We start from the raw sequence: 17,572 nt of genomic DNA, 5'->3' as shown, positions 1-17,572 counted from the left end.
GCTACCGCCCTATATAGGGTATGGGGACGCGTTGGCCTATCGGCGATCCGGCCGTCCGGCTTCGTCATGACGATCATTCTGATCGGGCTCGGCACCGGCGGCTGCAGCTTTTCCCGCAATGACAAGAGTGCCTACGCCAAGGCCGAGGACAGCGACCTCACCGGCTCGATCGCAATGCCGGCCAGGGCACCGACCGAGACCGATCTCGCCTTCGCCCGCAACGCCGCCTCCGACGTCCTCAGCAAGAACGACAAGGATTCCAGCCAGCATTGGGAGAATCCGGACACGGGGGCGCGCGGTTCGGTCACGCCGATCGCGCAATCCTATGCCGCCGAGGACGGCCGCAAGTGCCGCGACTTCCTGGCGAGCTACGTCAACGGCAGCACCGAAAGCTGGCTCCAGGGCGCCGGTTGCCAAAGCAGCCGTGGCAGTTGGGAGATTCATACGCTAAAGCCGTGGCGGAGCTAGGAATCGCTTCACCAGGCTAGTTGCAAAAATACCACTCGCCCCCCACATGAGGCTCAAGTGGGGCGGGGAGCCCTTTGAACAATTCGATTTCTTGAAGGAGACGTGACGGATGCGCGACCCCTATGAGGTCTTGGGGGTGCCGCGGAGCGCCAACGCTGCCGCGATCAAGAGCGCCTATCGCAAGCTTGCCAAGAAGCACCATCCCGACAGCAACAAGAACGACCCGAAGGCGGCCGAGCGCTTCGCCGAGCTCAATACGGCCAACGAGATCCTCGGCGACGAGGACAAGCGCAAGCAATTCGACCGCGGCGAGATCGACGCCGACGGCAAGCCGCGCTTCCAGGGCTTTCCGGGCGGCGGCGGGCCGCGCGGTCGCGCGGGTCCCGGCGGGTTCGAAAGCTATACGTTCCGCGGTGGCGGCGCGGGCCCTGGTCCGGGCGGCGGCGCGTTCGAGGACATCCTCAACAGCATGTTCGGCGGTGCGCAGCGTCCGCGCCCCGGGGCTGGCGGCGGTGCCCAGTTCGAATTCGACCCCGGCGGGATCGGGCTCGATCTCGACGTCAATGTCGCCATGACCGTCTCGCTGGAGGAGGCGGTCAAGGGCGGCGAGAAGCGCGTCCGGCTGCCGAATGGCAAGGAACTCAACGTCAAGATTCCGGCCGGAGTCACCGAGGGCCAGCAGATCCGGTTGCGGGGACAGGGCGAGAGCGCGCAGGGCCATCCGCCCGGCGATCTCCTGATCACGATCGGCATCGCGCCGCATCCGTTCTTCAAGATCGAGGGCGCCGATCTCAGGATCGACCTGCCGGTCACGCTTTATGAGGCGGTGCTTGGCGGCAAGGTCCGCGTGCCCACCCTCGGCAATGCTGTGGAGCTTTCGGTCCCGCAGAACACCTCCAGTGGCCGGACCTTCCGCCTCAAGGGCAAAGGATTGCCAAAAGCTGGCGGAACCGGGGATCTCTTCGTCACCATCAGGATTATGCTACCGGACGGGAACGACGCCGAGCTTGAAGCATTGATGGAGAAGTGGCGGGACCAGCACCCCTACAATCCACGTAGCGGGCTTGGTTGACGCGTGATCCGGAAAAGTGCGTAGCGGTTTTCCGAAAAGATCATGCACGAACAAGAGCTAAAGCGCGACTGATCGCGCTTTAGGGCGAGATCGATAGCTGAAGGGGTTCTCCTAAAGACTGAGAGCGTCGTCCATGGAGATGATGCTCATCATATGCCCGAGGCGTGGTAGCCCTTCTTGGCTCACGTGCTCGACATGTCGGCTGTCCGGCGGGGCAGCCGATAAAAAGGTGCGGCCTCGAGAGGGGGACCAGCGCGGTACCAAAAACCCCAATCGAGGCCGCCCGCGTCGATCGGCGGATCGAACGCTGCTCATTTTCGCGTGATCATCCGGTGCGATAATGAGACGCGCCGATGTCTTCATTCCAAATTTTCAATGTCGGAATCGAGGCACCGCGGTTGCGTGGTTGTCTAGGTGCCGTTTTTCTCTGCCTGGTCGTAGACCGCCTGCGCCACTTTGGTCAGCCGGTCGCGGTCGCCGCCACCGCTGACGACGTAGCCGACGTTTCGCTCCGACCAGAACAGCGCCCCATCCTTGTCCGTTCTGGCGTAGCGCATCTGCGTCGCGCCGTTCTCGGTCTTGGCGGTGTAGATCGTGTATCGCTCGCCCGAGGCGCCTTCATACATCAGGAACGACGCCGGCCCGTTCGGCCCCGGCAAAAGGCGGCCACCGACGAGCTTCAGTCCACTCGCCTCCAGGTTCGGTGCAAACACGGTCCAGCCGCAGCGTCTGGTCAGCCAGGCCTGGAGGTGGTCGCGCTCGTTGCCGCCGACCTCGACGGGATGGCGAACCTCGACGACATAGAGGCGGTGGGCGTCGAGCGCGTCAGTCGTAAAGCTCTGGAAGGTCGAGGGCGCGTTGGCGGCACCATGCGCCAGCCAGCCGGCGGAGCCGCCGGCAACGAAGGCCACCAGCACGGCCGCGGCGGCCCCATAGAGCCAGTGCCGCGGGCGGCGCTCCAGCCGCTCGAGCTCCAGCCGCGCCGGCACCGGCTCCTGGGCGACGGAATCGTAGCGGGCGTGCAGCATCTCGGCCATGACGCGCCAGGACTGCACGCGCTCGCCATCCTCAGGCTGCGCGGCAAGCCAGGCCTCGACGTCGGCGCGGCGCTCGGCCGGCAGCTCGCCGTCGACATAGGCGTGCAATTCGTCCTCGGTCACTGGAATCTTGCGGTCGTTCATATCGATCGTCTCTGGCTCTGCGGCCCAAAATGTTCTTCGTGGTTCAACTGCGCCGTCTCTCGCGCCATGCAGAAGAAACGACCGGCGCGATGCATTAATCCTGCCATCATTTCACCCGCCTGAGCGCCGGGCGCTCACCCTCCAGCGAGGCTTTAACGTGGGCGCGGGCGCGTGCCAGGCGCGACATCACGGTGCCGATCGGCACGCCCTGGATGTCGGCGACCTCGCGGTAGCTCATGCCCTCCAGCATCACCAGGAGCAGCACCGAGCGTTGCTCTTCGACGAGCGTCGCCAGCGCCCTCTCGATATCGCGCCCTTCGGCTTCGGTCCCGCTGGCATCCGGGTTGTTCTCCGTCAGCTGCATGAATTGCGGCCGCCGCGCCAGCGAGCGCCGCCGGTTCTTGTTGAGGTTGGTCAGGATCGTATAGAGCCAGCTCCTGACGTCGCCCCCGAGGAAGAGGCGCTCCGAACGCAGCGCCCGCACCAGCGTATCCTGCACCAGATCGTCGGCCGCATCCGCCTCGCGCGTGAGCGCGCGGGCGTAGCGGCGCAACGCCGGGATCATGGCTTCAACGCTCTGGCGAAACGCACTCATTGCGGTCTTGACGTCCTGATGTTCGGCGCGAGCGCCACAACGATCATAACACCCGAGCGGAACGGCTATTCCGGCGCTTGAAACACCGTTAACGCCTCGTATTAGGACTGTACCGCAACGGAGGGCTGGTGTACCTCCAAACCTTACTGGGACCTCGACGGGACGTTAGCAAAATGGCGCAGAATTCAGGTCTGATGCAGGGCAAGCGGGGCGTGGTCCTCGGCGTTGCCAACAACCGTTCGATAGCCTGGGGCATTGCCAAAGCATGCCACGCGGCCGGCGCCGAGCTCGCCTTCACCTATCAGGGCGATGCGTTGAAGAAGCGCGTCGAGCCGCTCGCCGCTGAGATCGGCGGGCTCGTGCTCGGCCATTGCGACGTCACCGATGCCGCGACTATCGACGCGGCCTTCGCGGTGCTGAAGGAGAAGTGGGGCAAGATCGATTTTCTGGTGCATGCGATCGCCTATGGGGAGCAGCTCGACGGGCGCTATGTCGACACCACGCAGGAGAATTTTTCGAAGTCCCTGCTGATCTCCTGCTATTCGTTCACGGCCGTGGCGCAGCGCGCCGAGAAGCTGATGACCGACGGCGGCTCGCTCATCACGCTCAGCTATTACGGCGCTGAGAAGTGGATGCCGCATTACAACGTCATGGGCGTTGCGAAAGCGGCGCTCGAAGCGAGCGTGCGTTATCTCGCCGCCGATCTCGGTGAGAAGAACATCCGCGTCAACGCGATCTCCGCGGGGCCGATCAAGACCCTCGCGGCGTCCGGCATCGGCGATTTCAGATATATCCTGAAGTGGAACGAGGCCAACGCACCGCTGCGGCGCAACGTCTCCACGGAAGACGTCGGCGGCAGCGCGCTGTATTTCCTTTCCGACCTCTCGCGCGGCGTCACCGGCGAGGTGCACCACGTCGATTCCGGATATCACGTGCTCGGCATGAAGCGCCCGGACGCGCCTGACATTTCGTTCGGCGGGAAGGACTAACTTTTCAGCCAGCAATGCCCGTGCCCACGATCTATTATCTGCGCCACGGCGAGACCGAGTGGAATGCGCTCGGCAGGCTTCAGGGCATCAAGGACATTCCGCTGAACGCGCGCGGTCGCGATCAGGCCGTGCAGGCCGGCGGCATTCTCGCCGATCTATTCAAGCGCGAGGGCCGCGACAAGGCTGCATTAGCTTACGTCTCGAGTCCGCTTGGCCGCGCGCGAGAGACCATGGAACTGGCGCGGAGCAAGCTCGAACTGCCGATTGCAGACTATGCGCTCGACGACCGCCTGCGTGAGATCGGTTACGGCGTCTGGGAGGGGCTGACGCTGGCCGAGAGCGAGGCCTCCGATCCCGACATCTACGCCCGGCGCCTCGCCGACAAATGGACGGTCGGCCCCGCAGGCGGAGAGACCTACGCCGATGTACAGATCCGCGTGCGCGCCTGGTACGACCAGCTCCGGACCGACACCGTCGCGGTCGCCCATGGTGGGACCTGCCGGGCCCTGATGGTTTCACTCGGCCTGGAGACGCCGGCGAGCGCCGCCGAACTCTATATCGAGCAGGGCGCCGTCTACGTGTTCCGGGACGGGCGGCTGGAGAAGTTTAGTTAAGCCGGTTCGCGTCCCCGTCCTCCGCCGTCATGCCCGGGCTTGTCCCGGGCATCCACGCCCTTTTGCCCTGCGGGGCCAAGAACGTGGATGGCCGGGACAAGCCCGGCCATGACCACAGTGTCGGCATTTGACCCCAATTTCAGGGCGAGTTAAGTCAGCCCTGACTTACGAGCTAGAGACGGATGTCCTTCAACACCTTCGGCCACATGTTCCGCGTCACGACCTTCGGCGAGAGCCATGGGGTGGCGATCGGCTGCGTGGTCGACGGCTGCCCGCCCATGATCCCGCTCGTCGAGGCCGACATTCAGGGTGATCTTGATCGCCGCCGGCCCGGCCAGTCGCGCTTCACGACCCAGCGTCAGGAGCCGGACCAGGTCAAGATCCTCTCCGGCGTGATGGCGCATCCGGAGACCGGCGTACAGGTGACGACGGGCACGCCGATCGGGCTCCTGATCGAGAACACCGACCAGCGCTCGAAGGACTATTCCGAGATCAAGGACAAGTTTCGCCCTGGCCATGCCGACTTCACCTATGAAGCGAAGTACGGCCTGCGCGACTATCGCGGCGGCGGCCGCTCCTCGGCGCGCGAGACCGCGACGCGCGTTGCCGCCGGCGCGATCGCGCGAAAAGTATTGCCCGACGTGAAGGTGCGCGGCGCGCTGGTGCAGATCGGGCCCCACAAGATCGACCGCGCGAAGTGGGACTGGGACGAGATTGCGAACAATCCGTTCTTCTGTCCCGACAAGGACAAGGCCGCGTTCTTCGAGACCTATCTCGACGGCATCCGCAAGAGCGGCTCCTCGATCGGCGCGGTGATCGAGGTCGTCGCCGAAGGTGTGCCGGCCGGCCTTGGCGCGCCGATCTACGCCAAGCTCGACGCCGAGCTCGCCTCCGCAATGATGAGCATCAATGCGGTGAAGGGCGTCGAGATCGGCGCCGGCTTCGGCGCGGCCGAACTCACCGGCGAAGAGAACGCCGACGAGATGCGCACCGGCAATGACGGCACGCGTTTTCTGTCCAACCACGCCGGCGGCGTGCTGGGCGGTATCTCCACGGGACAGCCGGTGGTGGTGCGTTTCGCGGTCAAGCCGACCTCGTCGATCCTGCAGCCGCGCCTCACCGTCGATCGCAACGGCGCCGACACCGAGATCACGACCAAGGGCCGCCACGATCCCTGCGTCGGCATCCGCGCCGTCCCCGTCGGCGAAGCCATGATGGCTTGTGTGTTGGCCGATCATTTCCTGCGCGATCGCGGTCAGGTCGGGCGCTAGCGTTGCGCGAGGCGCTTGTATCGCGCCACTAGCCCACCGCGCAGCTTGACGATCCCACAACTTCGTCCGCAAATGCGGACATGGAAAGCTCCGAGCTCCAACGTATCACCAGCTGGCTGATCGACGGCGCCTGGTCGTCGAAGGCCCCGGCCGAGATGACGGCGGAAGCCTGCGAACGGATGGTCGCAGCCGGTCTGCCGCTATGGCGGTTCGGCATCTTCATCCGCACGCTGCATCCCGAAATTTTCGGTCGCAACTTCATCTGGCGGGAGGGCGAGGAGGTCGAGATCGGCACGGTCGATTTCGCGATCCTGGAGACGCCGGAATTCGCCAGAAGTCCGCTGCGGGTCGTGTTCGAGCAGGGACTTGAGGTGCGGGGACGCATGGACGATCCCGGCAGCAAGCATTTCCCTTTTTTCGACGATATGCGTGCCGAAGGCGTAACCGACTACGTCGCGACGCCAATGCAGTTTCTCGACGGCTCGGTCCACGCGACGAGCTGGACCACGCGCCATCCAGGCGGCTTCACCGATGAACACATCGCGGCGATTCACGCCATCGTCAAACCGCTCGCGCGCATCACCGAGATCATCAGCCTGCGCCGCACTGCCGAGATGCTGCTGGACACCTATGTCGGCAATCGCGCGGGCGCGCGCATCCTTGGTGGTCAGATCCGCCGCGGCCACAACGACACCATGCAGGCTGCGATCTGGCTCTCCGATCTGCGCGGCTTCACCGCACTGTCGGACCGGCTGCCGGCCGAGACGGTGGTCGAGATCCTCAACCATTATTTCGACTGCCAGGTTACCGCGATCCGCGGTCATGGCGGCGAGGTGCTGAAATTCATGGGCGACGGCCTGCTCGCGGTATTCCCGATCGACGAATATGTCGGTGATGCCGCGCATGTCTGCACGCGGGTGCTGGAGGCGGCGCGCGAATCCCGCGCCAGCGTCGACGCGCTCGCGTATCCTGTCGGCGACGTCGTCGAGCGCTTCCGCTTCGGCGTGGCGCTCCACGTCGGCAACATCCTCTACGGCAATATCGGCGGCGGCAACCGCCTCGACTTCACCTGCATCGGCCCCGCCGTGAACCTTGCCGCCAGGCTCGAGAAAATCACGGGTCGCCTGGGGCGGACCGTCGTCGCCTCGGAAGGCTTCGCCAATGTCTGCCGCCACGACTGGCACGAGCTCGGCGAATTCCCTATCGCGGGCTTTTCAAAGGCGCAGCGCGTGTACGGGCTGACGGAGGAGACGCCGGTGGCGATGGCCTGAGGTCGTCCTCGGATGTCCGCCGCCATCAACCCGGTGAGCAGAGTTCAGGCGTTCGCCGCCATCACCGACTTCAGCGGTACATCCAGCTGATAGACAAATCCGGACGGTTCGTAGGCCAGCCGCACCTGCCCGTTCAGTTGCTGGCCGAGCGACTCGATCATCCGGGTGCCGTAGCTCCGTCGTGTTGGCGGCGCCACCACAGGGCCGCCGCTTTCGCTCCACTTCAGGCGCAGTCTTTGCTCGATCTCGTCCACCGTCCATGCGACCTCGACATGCCCGGAGGAACTGGACAGCGCGCCGAACTTCGTGGTGTTGGTGCAGAGCTCGTTGAACGTCATGGCGAGCGCTATCACGGCACCGGACGTGATCCGGAGATCCGGCCCATTGAAATGGAATCGTCGGCCCCCCTGACTATCAAAAGGATCGGTGGCGCCGCTCAGGGTGTGAGTGAGGCTCGCATTTAACCAGCTGACCTGTATCAACAGGTCGTGGGCGCGCCCCAACGCCAGCAAGCGGCCATCCATGGCTTTTTGGCCTTGCTCGAGATTGATTGCGGCCCGGAAGCTCTGGGCTGCGATTGCGCTCACCGTCGCAAGCGTATTCTTGATGCGATGATGCAGCTCTCCGAGGATGAGCTTTTGCAACTTGTCGGCAGCCTCGCGTTCGTGGGCTTCGATGCCGGCTTGAGCGAGCAGGACCTTGGCGTCGGTGTCGGCCTGTTCCAGCAACAGGCGCAGATTGTCGTTCTCCGCAACCAGAACCGATTCCTGTGGCGATCGAGCAAGGTTGTCCACAGGATCCGTCGTTGTGGACGGAAGGATTTTTAGCGCGCCCGCTCCGATCATCGTCTGCAACTGCGAGATCATTTCGTCGACGGCGAGCGGCTTGCGAAAGAAGCGGCTGTCCGCCGGCGTTTCGTTTTCAGACGGCTTTACCTGACCGGAGACGAGCACGATCTTGATGGCAGGCCAGCGATCGTGCACCGCGTGGGCCAGCTTCAGGCCGTCCATGGTCCCGGGCATCTGTATGTCGCTGAACAGAAGCGAGATGTCCGACCGCGACTCGAGGATTGCGATGGCTTCGTCGGCGTTGACGGCCTGCACAGGGCAGAAGCCTGCATCCTCCACGATATCGACTGCGCGCATGCGCAGGATCATCTCGTCTTCGACGACGAGAACATTCGGCAAGGAGGTTGGAGGTGTTGACATCTGTGCACGACACTTTCCTGGATCATCCGACAAGCCCGGTCGGCGCTTTGCGATTGTTGGTCTAGCGGCGCGCCGTCACCAAACGAGCTTCATGAATCCTGACATCGGATTCACCTCGGCGTAGACACGATGCTTCGAAGTCCGGCCAGACCTGGCCTACGCAATTCCTGGCCACCGGATGGCTTGCCAGCCGGTCCGCCTTCGCCAAAGCAACGGTCTCGCGCGCTTTTACTTGCGGAGCAAAACCGGGCAACACCATTACGGACACTCCGAGGAGCGCGAACATCGCGAACGCGATAAGAGATTTCATCATTTGGGGCTGCTTTGGCTGTTGACCGCCCCACTTCATTGGGGACGCTGTTACAACAACCAAAATGAAATATAGTTCATTTTATACAACTTATATTTGAGGCGTGATTTGAAGGCGGACGCCGCCCTTAGCCCGGATCATCACTCGACGTGAAGAGGCCGCCGACCAGGTTGGCTTGCCACTACCTCGGTGTTTTGGAGCCAGGCAGGCTTATCCAGTCATGAATGTGCGAGGCCGTTTCGCTCAATCGCGCCGCTTTGAGCAGCGCTTCTCGCTGAACACCGGGCGGGGCAATCTCTGCGCGACGGCGAGCCTCGGCCGCCAATTGGGCAAGGCGATTGCTCAGCGGGATATTTCTTTTGGTGGTGTCTTGCACGGGACGCTCCGCATTGGGCGGGAGCGCAAAGACTCTCTCAGTCACCGATGGATGCCGTGACGGGCCGGTGATGGCTCACCATGCGCCTGTTGACGGCCAATAGATACACTATTCGGAAGAGCAGTTTCGGCGCCGAAATCGAAAGAGGGCGCCAAAGCACCAAAGCCTGACCGGTGCCACTATTCCTCCGGCTCCGTGGTGAACAGCAGCGGATAGCCCTTGGTGCGGCCGGCATCCGTTGCGCGGGTAGCCTTGGTCTCGGCGACGTCCTTGGTGAACACCGCGACCACGCAGGCGCCGAGCTTGTGGGCGGTGATCATCACCTTGTAGGCCTGATCCTCGGTCATCCGGAACTCGGCCTTGAGGATCATCGTGACGAATTCGCGGGGCGTGAAGTCGTCGTTGATCAGGATGACCTTATGCAGCTTCGGCCGCTCGACCTTGGTCTTCGTCCTGGTTTTCGGTTTGGCAACGGTATCGTTCATTCCGCCTCCCGGATATGGCGGGCTCCGGTTCCTGCCGGCGCGCTCAGCGCGCGGCCTTTGCACCATATTGCAAGACCTGCACCTTCTCCAAGGTGATCAGGCCGCTCGACATCATGCCATCCAGGATGGGCAGGAATGCATTGATGTTGTCCTCGCTGTCGACGATCTCGATCAGCAGCGGCAGGTCTTCCGAGAGCCGCAGAATCTTCGAAGTGTGCAGCCGGCTCGACTTGCCGAAGCCCATGGGGCCGCGTAGCACGGTGGCGCCGGCCAGATGCCGCTCGCGCGCCGTCATCACGATCGCTTCATAGAGCGGCTTGCCGTGGAAATGGTCGTTCTCGCCAATGAAGATCCGGAGCGAAACTGCCTGGTTGGGGATTTGCATGGTCACCTCCTCGTCAATCGGTTGGTGCCGCTGGCTATCATATGGCCTGCCCATACCGACACCAGCCAGCAAATGACGGATGCCGCGATATAGGCGAGCGCCGTATATTTCATGCCGCCGTGGAACAGGCGGAAGGTCTCCAGGCTGAAGGTCGAAAACGTCGTGTAGCCGCCGCAGAACCCGGTCATGACGAACTGCCGGTGCTCGGGCCGCGCCAGCAGGCGGCCGTCGGGCCCGGTCAGCGTCGCGTAGAAGCCGATGATCAGTGAGCCCGTGGCGTTGATGAACAGCGTCGCGACGGGGAAGCCGGAGCCGGTGCCGAGCGCAAGCCCGACCAGATAGCGCGTCAGCCCGCCGACCATGCTGCCGGCGGCAACCCAGGCATAGAGCGTCGCGGTGCGCCAGCGATCGGCAGAGGAGGGGGACTTCATCTGCCTAGCCTCCCAGAGCGTCCGCGAGGAGGAAGCCGCAACTGACGGCGGCGAGGCAGGGCACGACCGAGACCGCGACATTCCCCAGCGCGTGCATCGGCTCGCCGTTCCGCGCCAGCGTCAGCGTTTGCAGACTGAACGAGGACACCGTGGTGTAGCAGCCAAGAAAGCCGGTGACCGCGAACAGCCATGGATCGGGCGCGGCGAAGAGCGAGCCGGGATGGGTCGCCAATGCGCCAAAAATGCCGATCAGAAAGGCGCCGGTGACGTTGATGGTCACGGTGCCCCACGGAAACGTCTCGCCCAGCCGCCGGGCGATCGCGCCGGAGATGAAATAGCGCGCGCAGCCGCCGAGCACGCTGCCGATCATGATCGCTAGCACTCCGCTCAGCACGGCGAACAGCCCCCCGTCATCGTTTCTCCTCCGTTGCCAGCCCGTTGCCGACGGCAAATAGTCCCATGAGCGCGACCAGCGCAAAGCCGAGCCCCGCCAGGAAGGTGCCGGCCGGACCATAGGCATCCCACAAGGCGCCGGCGATCACGCTTGCGGCCAGCAAGGCAAGGCCGGTGAACAGGTTGAAATAGCCGAACGCAGTGCCGCGCAGACTCGGTGGCGCTGCGTCGGCGACGAGGGCCGAGAGCAGGCCTTGCGTCAATCCCATATGCAGCCCCCACAGCACGACACCCAGGGCGAGGCCCCCAAGGTTTGGCAGCAGTGCAAGCGCGAGATCGGCGCCGGCGAGGAAGACGAGGCCGAGCGCGAGCAGGCTGGTGCGGTTGATCCGGTCCGAGAGCACGCCGGCCGGATAGGCCGACAACGCATAGACGATGTTCATCAGCACCAGCACGGCCGGCACCCACATCGCATTGAGCCCGATATTCTGCGCGCGCAGGATCAGGAAGGCCTCGCTGAAACGTGCCAGCGTGAACACGACGCCAACCGCGACGACACGCCAGTACACGGATCCAAGCTGGCGCATCGCGGCGGTATTCAGCGGATTCCTTGACGGCTCCCGGCCTGGATCCGGCTCCGGCTCGCTCACCGCGAACGCGATCAGTCCGAACGACAGGAAGCCCGGCAGCACGGCCACCCAGAACACCACCGTAAAATTGTCCGCCGTCCACCACATCAGACCGATCGCCATGAGCGGCCCGACGAACGCACCGATGGTGTCGAGCGACTGACGCAGGCCGAAGCTCGCGCCGCGCAGGCCGATGGGGGCGATATCGGCGATCAGCGCATCGCGCGGTGCGCCGCGAATGCCCTTGCCGACGCGGTCGATGAAGCGCGCGGCGACCAGCCATCCGACGCTGGGGGCAAGCGGGAACAGCGGTTTTGTCAGTGCGGCGAGCCCGTAGCCAAGCGCAGCGAGCAATTTGCGCCGGCCGAGCCAGTCGGACAGCGCGCCGGAGAAGATCTTCGTGATCGAGGCTGTCGCCTCGGCGATGCCCTCGATGAAGCCCACGGTGAGCGTGGAGGCGCCGAGCACGGTGACGAGATAGACCGGCAGCAGTGCGTGGATCATCTCGGAAGAGACGTCCATCAGCATCGAGACGAAACCGAGCACCCAGATCCCCTTGGGCAGCCCTGCACGTGCAGAATTCGGTGTTGTCGTCGTCACGTCCAGGACTTCTCCTCGGCCTCTGCTTGACCTCTGCTTGACCTCTCCTTGGCCTTCGCGTCCAGACAACAAAAAACCCGCCAGCGGCGGGTGTGTCCATGCTCCCGCCGAAGGCAGAGGCCTAGAAATTGCCCCTCCTCAAGCAGGAGTCATCAGCCCACTACGGTCACGGGCGGTTGTCGGGGGACTCCATCCCCATCTGTATCGCCAGCCTAGCATGGAAATCGCGCCGGACAAGTAGGCGAGGGTGCTCTGTCCAGTGGTCCGTCATTCCGGGAGCGGCGCGAACGGGGCAATATGGCGGCAGCTTTGCGTAATGCTTCATAATTCCCGAGCCGCAAATGCTAACTCGCAAATCCCTAACTGGAATGTGAAGCGCAAGCGATCTTCGGACTTTGCGGCAAGGCGATTGCATGTCACCATCGCGTCATACGACGGGAGGCTGCGATGCGCTTGCTGTTCTCGATCGGGGCTGTGCTGATGACCGGCATGTTTGCCGGAGGGGACGTCGCGGGCATCGCGGCACCAGGACCCAAGTTTGAGTCGCCTAAAATTCAGCCGCAGCGGCAAGCAGCCGACAGGGACGCCCAGACGGTCGATGTCGAGCTGATCCTCGCCGTCGACGTCTCCTACTCCATGGACATGGACGAGCTCGCGGTCCAGCGCGAAGGCTATGCGCAGGCGATCCAATCGAAGGAATTCCTGCAGGCGCTGAAGTTGGGCCCGAACGGCCGGATCGCGGTGACCTATTTCGAGTGGGCCGCCTCGACCGACCAGAAGATCATCATCCCCTGGCGGCTGGTCGATGGACCGGAGACCGCCGATGCCGTCGCCGCCGAAATCTTGAAGACGCCGATCCGGCGCGCCTCGCGCACCTCGATCTCCGGCGCGATCACTTTCGCGATGCCGCTGTTCGACGAGGATCCCTATCGGGGCTTGCGCCGCGTGATCGACATTTCCGGCGACGGTCCCAACAACAATGGCACGCCGGTCACGATTGCGCGCGACGCAGCGATCGAGAAGGGCATCGTCATCAACGGTCTGCCGATCATGGTCAAGGAGCCGTCCTATTCGACCATGGATATCGACAATCTCGACTTCTACTATGAGGATTGCGTCATTGGCGGCCCCGGTTCCTTCGTCATCACGATCAAAGACCGCGACAAGTTCAAGGAAGCCATCCGCACCAAGCTCCTGATGGAGGTTGCGGGCCGTATGCCGGAGCGCCCGGTGATGCGCGTTGCGGAGAAGGACAAGGAGCCGCGTGTGAACTGCATGATCGGCGAGAAGATCTGGTCGGACCGCTGGGGTCGCTGAACGCGGCCTACCGGACGAGACCTTTTGCCCTATTTGCCTGCGATGGAATTTTAACCATGCGTTAACTGTTGCGTGGCCCTAATCGGCTGCTTCCAATTGTTTCCGGATACTGTTCTGACGTTCCTGTCGGGGCGCGAACCAAGCGGGCCTGTCAGACAAATCCGCCGAGCAATCCAATGGCCATCGTCACGTCGAGCACCAGCCAGATTTCTCCCGCTCTCGAGCGGGTGTATCACCAGAGCTCCCTGCTCGGTGAGTGGAAAGGCAATTGGGCCGGCAATAACCAGCCCGTCAGCTTCAAGGTCGTGAACATCCGCGGTGCCCGGGCGCAGGTCGAGTACACCCATAACGGACGCACGGAGCGCGGTTTTGGCGAGGTCGCCGGTTCGCTTCTCACCTTCGGCACGGTCACGGTCGGCACCAAGGACGGCAAGAGTCTGGTGCTGTTGTCATCTGCAGGCGCGGGCAAGCAGACCGCGACTCTCGAGAAGCAGGCGCCGCCGGCCTCCGACAGCCGCCTGATGGGAAGCTGGGGCGGCTATTCCAGTGACAATGGCAAGAGCGCGAGCTTCAGGGTGCTCGCTGTCAACGGCAACGAAGCGCAGGTCAGCGTCACCACCGATGGCGTCACCCGTCAGGGCACCGGCACCGTCTACAAGAACGTCATCATGTTCGGGCAGGCGCAGATTGCGACCGACGACGGGCAGAATGGCAAGATCATCTACCAGGTCCGCAACAAGTCGTTCGTGGTGCCCGTGACGAAATATCCGCCGTCGGATACATCGTCCGCGGTGGACAGGACGGCGTAGCCGATCACGGCTGCTGCTCGCTGGACCGCGTCAGCGCCTTCAATTGCCGGTCGATCTGACGCAAGACGTCGCAGGCGGGCGCCAAAGCGCCATTGCCGATCATTTGCGGCGGCCAGCTTTCGTTGCGGCGCGAGCGAGGCAAGGATGTCGGCGCCAGGCGTGGCTGCAGCATCGGTATGGCCTATGCCGTAGCCACGCGCCGGAATGGGGAAGATCAGATCCGCGCCTCCAGAATCAGATTGAAGGGCGTTTCAGCGGCGCGACGGAAGCGCGTCAGTCCGCCCTCTCGCGCGACCTTGCGCAGCCTTGCCTCGCCCGCTTGCGCGCCCAGTGCGAGGCCCACCTCCTGGTCGAGCGAGGCCGGCGTGCAGATCATGGTCGACGCCGCATAATAGACCCGCCCGACCGGGTTGAGATTGTCCTCGAGGCGGTCGCCTGCGAACGGCTCAACCAGCATGCAGGTGCCGTCCTTTGCCATGGTCTCGCGCACGTGGTCGATGGCGCCGACGGGATCGCCCATGTCATGCAGGCAATCGAAGAAGCAGACGAGATCATAGCCCTCGGCCGGATAAGTCTTGGCGGAATGAACAGCGAAGCTGACCCGGTCGCCCAATCTGGCTTCGGTGGCCGCCTTTCGCGCGGCCTCGATCGAACCCTCGTGATAGTCGAAGCCGTAGAAGCGGGAGTTCGGGAAGGCTTCCGCCATCAGCCGTGTCGAGACGCCGTGCCCGCAGCCGACATCGGCGACCTTGGCGCCGCGCTTCAGCTTGTCCACGACGCCGTCGAGCGCGGGCAACCATTCCTGCACCAGATGATGCATGTACCCGGTCCGGAAGAAGCGGGCGGTGCCGCAGAACAGGCATTCGCTGCGCCGGTTCCAGCCGACGCCCTTGCCGGATTTGAATGCGTCCGAGACCTTCGGCTCGTCGAGAAACGCCGAGGCAATGACATTGCCGAACGCGCCGAGGAACACCGGACTGTCCTCATCGGCAGGCGCCATCGCCTGCTCCGGCAGCATCGAGAATTTTGCCGAAGCGGAATCGTATTCGATGTAGCCGGACGCCGCCTGGCTCGCGAGCCATTCGCGGACATAGCGCTCCGCCGTTCCGGTAGCGCTTGCGAGCTCGGACGAGTTCATCGGTCCCTTGGCGGCAAGGGTACGATAGAGACCGAGCTTGTCCCCGAGCAGGACCAGCGACGCATTCATCGCTGCCCCGAATTCGGTGACCATCTTGCCCATAAAGGCATTCAACCTGTCGGAATTGACCTCCATGAGAGCCTCCGTGCTGACGCGCCCCCTTAGGTGGGTCAATCGGGCATGCGGGAAGTTCAAATTGGCAGGAAAACGTGATCCCGGAACTCAAGGGAAGACTGGTGTCGCTTTGCTGGCATTCATGATGTCTGGTGGGTATAATTCGCAAGCTTTTCGACGGTATTTGGATGTCCAGGCTTACACGCTCTCGCGGTCTCGCGGTTTTTCTTGCCCTGCTCTGCCTCGGCGAAGCGCCGGCTCATGCGCAAGGCGCACCGCTGCAATATTGGATCCCCGGCGGACCTTTCGGCTTCGGCGGCGTTGCCGGCCAGAGCGCCGACAGCTACGGCAATTTCCCGAGCTTCAATGGCGGCGACGCAAGCGGCCGCAGCAATTTTGCGAACGGCTTCTTTGTCGGCAGCCAGCATGGCAATCTCAATTGGAGCGGCCTCAGCCCGGCCGGACTGAGCGGCAACTACAGCGCGCTCTCCTACGACAGCACGCAGTTCGGCTACAACACCAAGACCGCGGGCGGCATGCCCGTCACGTTCTTTGCCGGTTTCGACACACTGAAATACGGCGGCGGCATTGGCAGCTCGCTTGCGCCGCTCACCTCCAGCGCCTCGCCGGGTTACGGCGCATTTGCGGGTGTCGAGTTCAAGCCGACCTCCAACCTCAGCCTGTCGTTCGGCGCCGGTTTCACCCAGCAGCAATCGGGGCGCATGGACAGCGACATCAACTCGTCGATGTTGCCCGGCGAGTCACCCGCGCTGGGCGGTCTTCGGCGCTAGACTGGATCATCCGCGCATCACCTGCTCCGGGCTGCGCCTCAGCGATTTCGGCAAATCTGGCCCCTCTCCGAAGCGGATCACAATGTCGGGACGCCGCTCGCCGAGTCCGAGTGACGCTGCGAATTGCGACCTCAGTGTCGGCACCTCGACCGGCTGGTTGACGAAGGAATATTTCAGCCCCAGTGCGGTCGCCTGCAAACCGAACCGCTGGCAAGCGCGTCCGACCGCGATCCACTGCGATATGTCGCTCCGGTCGGCGGCAAGCACGAGGACCCCCGCGGAGCTGTCGAGTTCGTCACGGTACTTTCTGTTCTCGCCCTGCTCGGTGAAGACGAGCTTCAGCAGCGGCCGCGCGACCCATGCCGGCAGTGACGGGCTGCCTGACGCGCGCGAGAATAGTCCGTCCATGGACGCGACCGCATCCGCCTCGTTGAAGCGCATCCAGCTCACGAGTTCGCTCATGAAAGCCTTGTCGCGCATTTGCGCGGAATTGCCTTCGAGCACATAGTCGGTGACTTTGGCGATGGCTGCGCGTTCGGTCAGCAGGATTGCCGACACGTGCGGCTCGCGACAGGCGTCCTCGAGCTGGCGCAACATCTCGGGCGCGACCGGCCTGCCGTCGAATGCCGCACGGGTGCATTGCCTGACTGGAATTGCGGCCGCCAGCGCCGATGCGGCAGGCGGAGCTTGGTCGAGTGCGATCACAATCCGGTCGCCTTCGGCCGTCTGGTTTGCGCGCCAGCCCAGCGTTGCCGCCGCAAGCGCGAGATTTTCGGCGGCGCAGCCGAGGCTGACAAAGAGGTGGTGATCGTCTGGGTCGACCGCGGGACAGCGGCGTGCGACGTCGGGCCTGATCACGATCTCATTGTCATGGGCAGAAAAAATCCAGGGCTGCGTGTTGTGGCTGTTGGCCGCGAGTGTCGCAAAACGCACGAGCTCGCGATCTCTCGGGGTCGATCGCAGCGGTGCCCGTGCCGCCTGCACCGCGTCCTCATAACTCCTGGTCGAGGCCTCCGCGGGACTGGCCGTGAGCGCCGCCGCGGAAACGCCGAACGTGTTGGTCATGAATTGTCGTCGGTCGATCGCCATCATCCGCTCCGCGGCCATTCCCGCGCGAGCTTAGCG

Annotated in this window: 22 protein-coding genes and 1 riboswitch; of the genes, 9 read left to right on the top strand and 13 right to left on the bottom strand. The window is 63.8% G+C overall.

Features of this window, described 5'->3' with window-relative positions; genetic code table 11:
* Window positions 1–66 precede the first annotated feature (66 nt).
* A complete protein-coding gene (locus tag AC0L3P_RS16700) occupies window positions 67–468 on the top strand; it encodes an RT0821/Lpp0805 family surface protein (protein WP_275171752.1) in 402 nt (133 codons plus the stop codon).
* A gap of 109 nt (window positions 469–577) precedes the next feature.
* Complete coding sequence (locus AC0L3P_RS16695) at window positions 578–1,540, top strand: DnaJ C-terminal domain-containing protein (RefSeq protein ID WP_473302993.1); 963 nt, start codon at window positions 578–580, stop codon at window positions 1,538–1,540.
* 410 nt (window positions 1,541–1,950) lie between these two features.
* Here the strand turns inward: AC0L3P_RS16695 and AC0L3P_RS16690 are convergent, their stop codons facing one another.
* Both AC0L3P_RS16690 and AC0L3P_RS16685 read right to left on the bottom strand, forming a co-directional pair.
* The gene (locus AC0L3P_RS16690) at window positions 1,951–2,721 is read right to left on the bottom strand and encodes an anti-sigma factor family protein (protein ID WP_473302989.1); all 771 of its coding nucleotides are present in this window, start codon (window positions 2,719–2,721) and stop codon (window positions 1,951–1,953) included.
* 106 nt (window positions 2,722–2,827) lie between these two features.
* A complete protein-coding gene (locus AC0L3P_RS16685; RefSeq protein WP_007594679.1) occupies window positions 2,828–3,316 on the bottom strand; it encodes a sigma-70 family RNA polymerase sigma factor in 489 nt (162 codons plus the stop codon).
* Window positions 3,317–3,489: 173 nt separating this feature from the next.
* On the opposite strand from AC0L3P_RS16685, the gene fabI reads away from it, so the two are divergent.
* From fabI to AC0L3P_RS16665, 4 genes are all read left to right on the top strand, one after another.
* Entirely contained in the window at window positions 3,490–4,305 is an 816-nt protein-coding gene (fabI, locus tag AC0L3P_RS16680) for an enoyl-ACP reductase FabI (RefSeq protein WP_027568710.1), read from the top strand.
* Between the two features lie 14 nt (window positions 4,306–4,319).
* Window positions 4,320–4,919: a histidine phosphatase family protein gene (locus tag AC0L3P_RS16675; protein ID WP_354057032.1), complete on the top strand. Its 600-nt coding sequence runs from the start codon at window positions 4,320–4,322 to the stop codon at window positions 4,917–4,919.
* A gap of 182 nt (window positions 4,920–5,101) precedes the next feature.
* The gene (gene aroC, locus AC0L3P_RS16670; protein ID WP_473302987.1) at window positions 5,102–6,190 is read left to right on the top strand and encodes a chorismate synthase; all 1,089 of its coding nucleotides are present in this window, start codon (window positions 5,102–5,104) and stop codon (window positions 6,188–6,190) included.
* Window positions 6,191–6,270: 80 nt separating this feature from the next.
* Window positions 6,271–7,461, top strand: a complete 1,191-nt coding sequence (locus AC0L3P_RS16665) for an adenylate/guanylate cyclase domain-containing protein (RefSeq protein WP_354208994.1) — start codon at window positions 6,271–6,273, stop codon at window positions 7,459–7,461.
* Window positions 7,462–7,505: 44 nt separating this feature from the next.
* On the opposite strand, the gene AC0L3P_RS16660 is transcribed toward AC0L3P_RS16665, so the two are convergent.
* The 8 genes from AC0L3P_RS16660 to AC0L3P_RS16625 all read right to left on the bottom strand — a co-directional run bounded on the left by AC0L3P_RS16660 (window position 7,506) and on the right by AC0L3P_RS16625 (window position 12,278).
* A complete protein-coding gene (locus AC0L3P_RS16660) occupies window positions 7,506–8,669 on the bottom strand; it encodes an HWE histidine kinase domain-containing protein (protein ID WP_473302985.1) in 1,164 nt (387 codons plus the stop codon).
* A gap of 61 nt (window positions 8,670–8,730) precedes the next feature.
* The gene (locus AC0L3P_RS16655) at window positions 8,731–8,982 is read right to left on the bottom strand and encodes a hypothetical protein (RefSeq protein WP_354057024.1); all 252 of its coding nucleotides are present in this window, start codon (window positions 8,980–8,982) and stop codon (window positions 8,731–8,733) included.
* Between the two features lie 178 nt (window positions 8,983–9,160).
* Complete coding sequence (locus AC0L3P_RS16650; RefSeq protein WP_275171760.1) at window positions 9,161–9,355, bottom strand: hypothetical protein; 195 nt, start codon at window positions 9,353–9,355, stop codon at window positions 9,161–9,163.
* A gap of 179 nt (window positions 9,356–9,534) precedes the next feature.
* On the bottom strand, window positions 9,535–9,840 hold the full coding sequence (gene clpS / locus AC0L3P_RS16645; RefSeq protein WP_007594672.1) for an ATP-dependent Clp protease adapter ClpS: 306 nt from the start codon (window positions 9,838–9,840) through the stop codon (window positions 9,535–9,537).
* Window positions 9,841–9,883: 43 nt separating this feature from the next.
* On the bottom strand, window positions 9,884–10,225 hold the full coding sequence (locus AC0L3P_RS16640; protein WP_354100877.1) for a DUF190 domain-containing protein: 342 nt from the start codon (window positions 10,223–10,225) through the stop codon (window positions 9,884–9,886).
* 2 nt (window positions 10,226–10,227) lie between these two features.
* Window positions 10,228–10,656 carry a fluoride efflux transporter CrcB gene (gene crcB / locus AC0L3P_RS16635; protein ID WP_354057019.1) on the bottom strand — a complete coding sequence of 143 codons (429 nt, stop codon included), beginning with the start codon at window positions 10,654–10,656 and terminating at the stop codon, window positions 10,228–10,230.
* 4 nt (window positions 10,657–10,660) lie between these two features.
* A complete protein-coding gene (crcB, locus tag AC0L3P_RS16630) occupies window positions 10,661–11,059 on the bottom strand; it encodes a fluoride efflux transporter CrcB (RefSeq protein ID WP_275171815.1) in 399 nt (132 codons plus the stop codon).
* 7 nt (window positions 11,060–11,066) lie between these two features.
* Window positions 11,067–12,278: an MFS transporter gene (locus AC0L3P_RS16625; RefSeq protein ID WP_473302976.1), complete on the bottom strand. Its 1,212-nt coding sequence runs from the start codon at window positions 12,276–12,278 to the stop codon at window positions 11,067–11,069.
* Between the two features lie 136 nt (window positions 12,279–12,414).
* Window positions 12,415–12,484: riboswitch (Fluoride riboswitch) on the bottom strand.
* Window positions 12,485–12,725: 241 nt separating this feature from the next.
* Here AC0L3P_RS16625 and AC0L3P_RS16620 point away from each other — a divergent pair.
* Together AC0L3P_RS16620 and AC0L3P_RS16615 are read left to right on the top strand one after the other, a co-directional pair.
* The gene (locus AC0L3P_RS16620; RefSeq protein ID WP_275171765.1) at window positions 12,726–13,595 is read left to right on the top strand and encodes a DUF1194 domain-containing protein; all 870 of its coding nucleotides are present in this window, start codon (window positions 12,726–12,728) and stop codon (window positions 13,593–13,595) included.
* 176 nt (window positions 13,596–13,771) lie between these two features.
* The gene (locus AC0L3P_RS16615; RefSeq protein ID WP_275171766.1) at window positions 13,772–14,404 is read left to right on the top strand and encodes a hypothetical protein; all 633 of its coding nucleotides are present in this window, start codon (window positions 13,772–13,774) and stop codon (window positions 14,402–14,404) included.
* A gap of 4 nt (window positions 14,405–14,408) precedes the next feature.
* Here the strand turns inward: AC0L3P_RS16615 and AC0L3P_RS16610 are convergent, their stop codons facing one another.
* Both AC0L3P_RS16610 and AC0L3P_RS16605 read right to left on the bottom strand, forming a co-directional pair.
* Window positions 14,409–14,576: a hypothetical protein gene (locus AC0L3P_RS16610; protein ID WP_275171767.1), complete on the bottom strand. Its 168-nt coding sequence runs from the start codon at window positions 14,574–14,576 to the stop codon at window positions 14,409–14,411.
* A gap of 42 nt (window positions 14,577–14,618) precedes the next feature.
* A complete protein-coding gene (locus tag AC0L3P_RS16605; protein WP_473302970.1) occupies window positions 14,619–15,677 on the bottom strand; it encodes a class I SAM-dependent methyltransferase in 1,059 nt (352 codons plus the stop codon).
* A 167-nt stretch (window positions 15,678–15,844) separates the two neighbouring features.
* On the opposite strand from AC0L3P_RS16605, the gene AC0L3P_RS16600 reads away from it, so the two are divergent.
* On the top strand, window positions 15,845–16,447 hold the full coding sequence (locus AC0L3P_RS16600) for a hypothetical protein (RefSeq protein ID WP_354257960.1): 603 nt from the start codon (window positions 15,845–15,847) through the stop codon (window positions 16,445–16,447).
* Between the two features lie 6 nt (window positions 16,448–16,453).
* Here AC0L3P_RS16600 and AC0L3P_RS16595 read toward each other — a convergent pair whose 3' ends face one another.
* Window positions 16,454–17,512, bottom strand: coding sequence for an Acg family FMN-binding oxidoreductase (locus AC0L3P_RS16595; protein WP_354208984.1), 1,059 nt, complete (start codon window positions 17,510–17,512; stop codon window positions 16,454–16,456).
* Window positions 17,513–17,572 lie beyond the last annotated feature (60 nt).

It is taken from the genome of Bradyrhizobium sp. WSM4874, from assembly GCF_055811835.1.
This window is presented reverse-complemented; position numbering and strand designations above follow the sequence as displayed.

Bases quoted from the DNA above. Each gene is read 5' to 3' on its own strand.
- AC0L3P_RS16640 (WP_354100877.1), bottom strand. From the start codon at position 10,225: ATGCAAATCCCCAACCAGGCAGTTTCGCTCCGGATCTTCATTGGCGAG.
- crcB (WP_354057019.1), bottom strand. From the start codon at position 10,656: ATGAAGTCCCCCTCCTCTGCCGATCGCTGGCGCACCGCGACGCTCTAT.
- AC0L3P_RS16675 (WP_354057032.1), top strand. From the start codon at position 4,320: ATGCCCGTGCCCACGATCTATTATCTGCGCCACGGCGAGACCGAGTGG.
- AC0L3P_RS16615 (WP_275171766.1), top strand. From the start codon at position 13,772: ATGGCCATCGTCACGTCGAGCACCAGCCAGATTTCTCCCGCTCTCGAG.
- AC0L3P_RS16620 (WP_275171765.1), top strand. From the start codon at position 12,726: ATGCGCTTGCTGTTCTCGATCGGGGCTGTGCTGATGACCGGCATGTTT.
- fabI (WP_027568710.1), top strand. From the start codon at position 3,490: ATGGCGCAGAATTCAGGTCTGATGCAGGGCAAGCGGGGCGTGGTCCTC.
- AC0L3P_RS16595 (WP_354208984.1), bottom strand. From the start codon at position 17,512: ATGACCAACACGTTCGGCGTTTCCGCGGCGGCGCTCACGGCCAGTCCC.
- AC0L3P_RS16700 (WP_275171752.1), top strand. From the start codon at position 67: ATGACGATCATTCTGATCGGGCTCGGCACCGGCGGCTGCAGCTTTTCC.
- AC0L3P_RS16690 (WP_473302989.1), bottom strand. From the start codon at position 2,721: ATGAACGACCGCAAGATTCCAGTGACCGAGGACGAATTGCACGCCTAT.
- AC0L3P_RS16660 (WP_473302985.1), bottom strand. From the start codon at position 8,669: ATGTCAACACCTCCAACCTCCTTGCCGAATGTTCTCGTCGTCGAAGAC.
- AC0L3P_RS16685 (WP_007594679.1), bottom strand. From the start codon at position 3,316: ATGAGTGCGTTTCGCCAGAGCGTTGAAGCCATGATCCCGGCGTTGCGC.
- AC0L3P_RS16665 (WP_354208994.1), top strand. From the start codon at position 6,271: ATGGAAAGCTCCGAGCTCCAACGTATCACCAGCTGGCTGATCGACGGC.
- AC0L3P_RS16695 (WP_473302993.1), top strand. From the start codon at position 578: ATGCGCGACCCCTATGAGGTCTTGGGGGTGCCGCGGAGCGCCAACGCT.
- clpS (WP_007594672.1), bottom strand. From the start codon at position 9,840: ATGAACGATACCGTTGCCAAACCGAAAACCAGGACGAAGACCAAGGTC.
- aroC (WP_473302987.1), top strand. From the start codon at position 5,102: ATGTCCTTCAACACCTTCGGCCACATGTTCCGCGTCACGACCTTCGGC.
- AC0L3P_RS16600 (WP_354257960.1), top strand. From the start codon at position 15,845: ATGTCCAGGCTTACACGCTCTCGCGGTCTCGCGGTTTTTCTTGCCCTG.
- AC0L3P_RS16655 (WP_354057024.1), bottom strand. From the start codon at position 8,982: ATGATGAAATCTCTTATCGCGTTCGCGATGTTCGCGCTCCTCGGAGTG.
- AC0L3P_RS16605 (WP_473302970.1), bottom strand. From the start codon at position 15,677: ATGGAGGTCAATTCCGACAGGTTGAATGCCTTTATGGGCAAGATGGTC.
- AC0L3P_RS16610 (WP_275171767.1), bottom strand. From the start codon at position 14,576: ATGCTGCAGCCACGCCTGGCGCCGACATCCTTGCCTCGCTCGCGCCGC.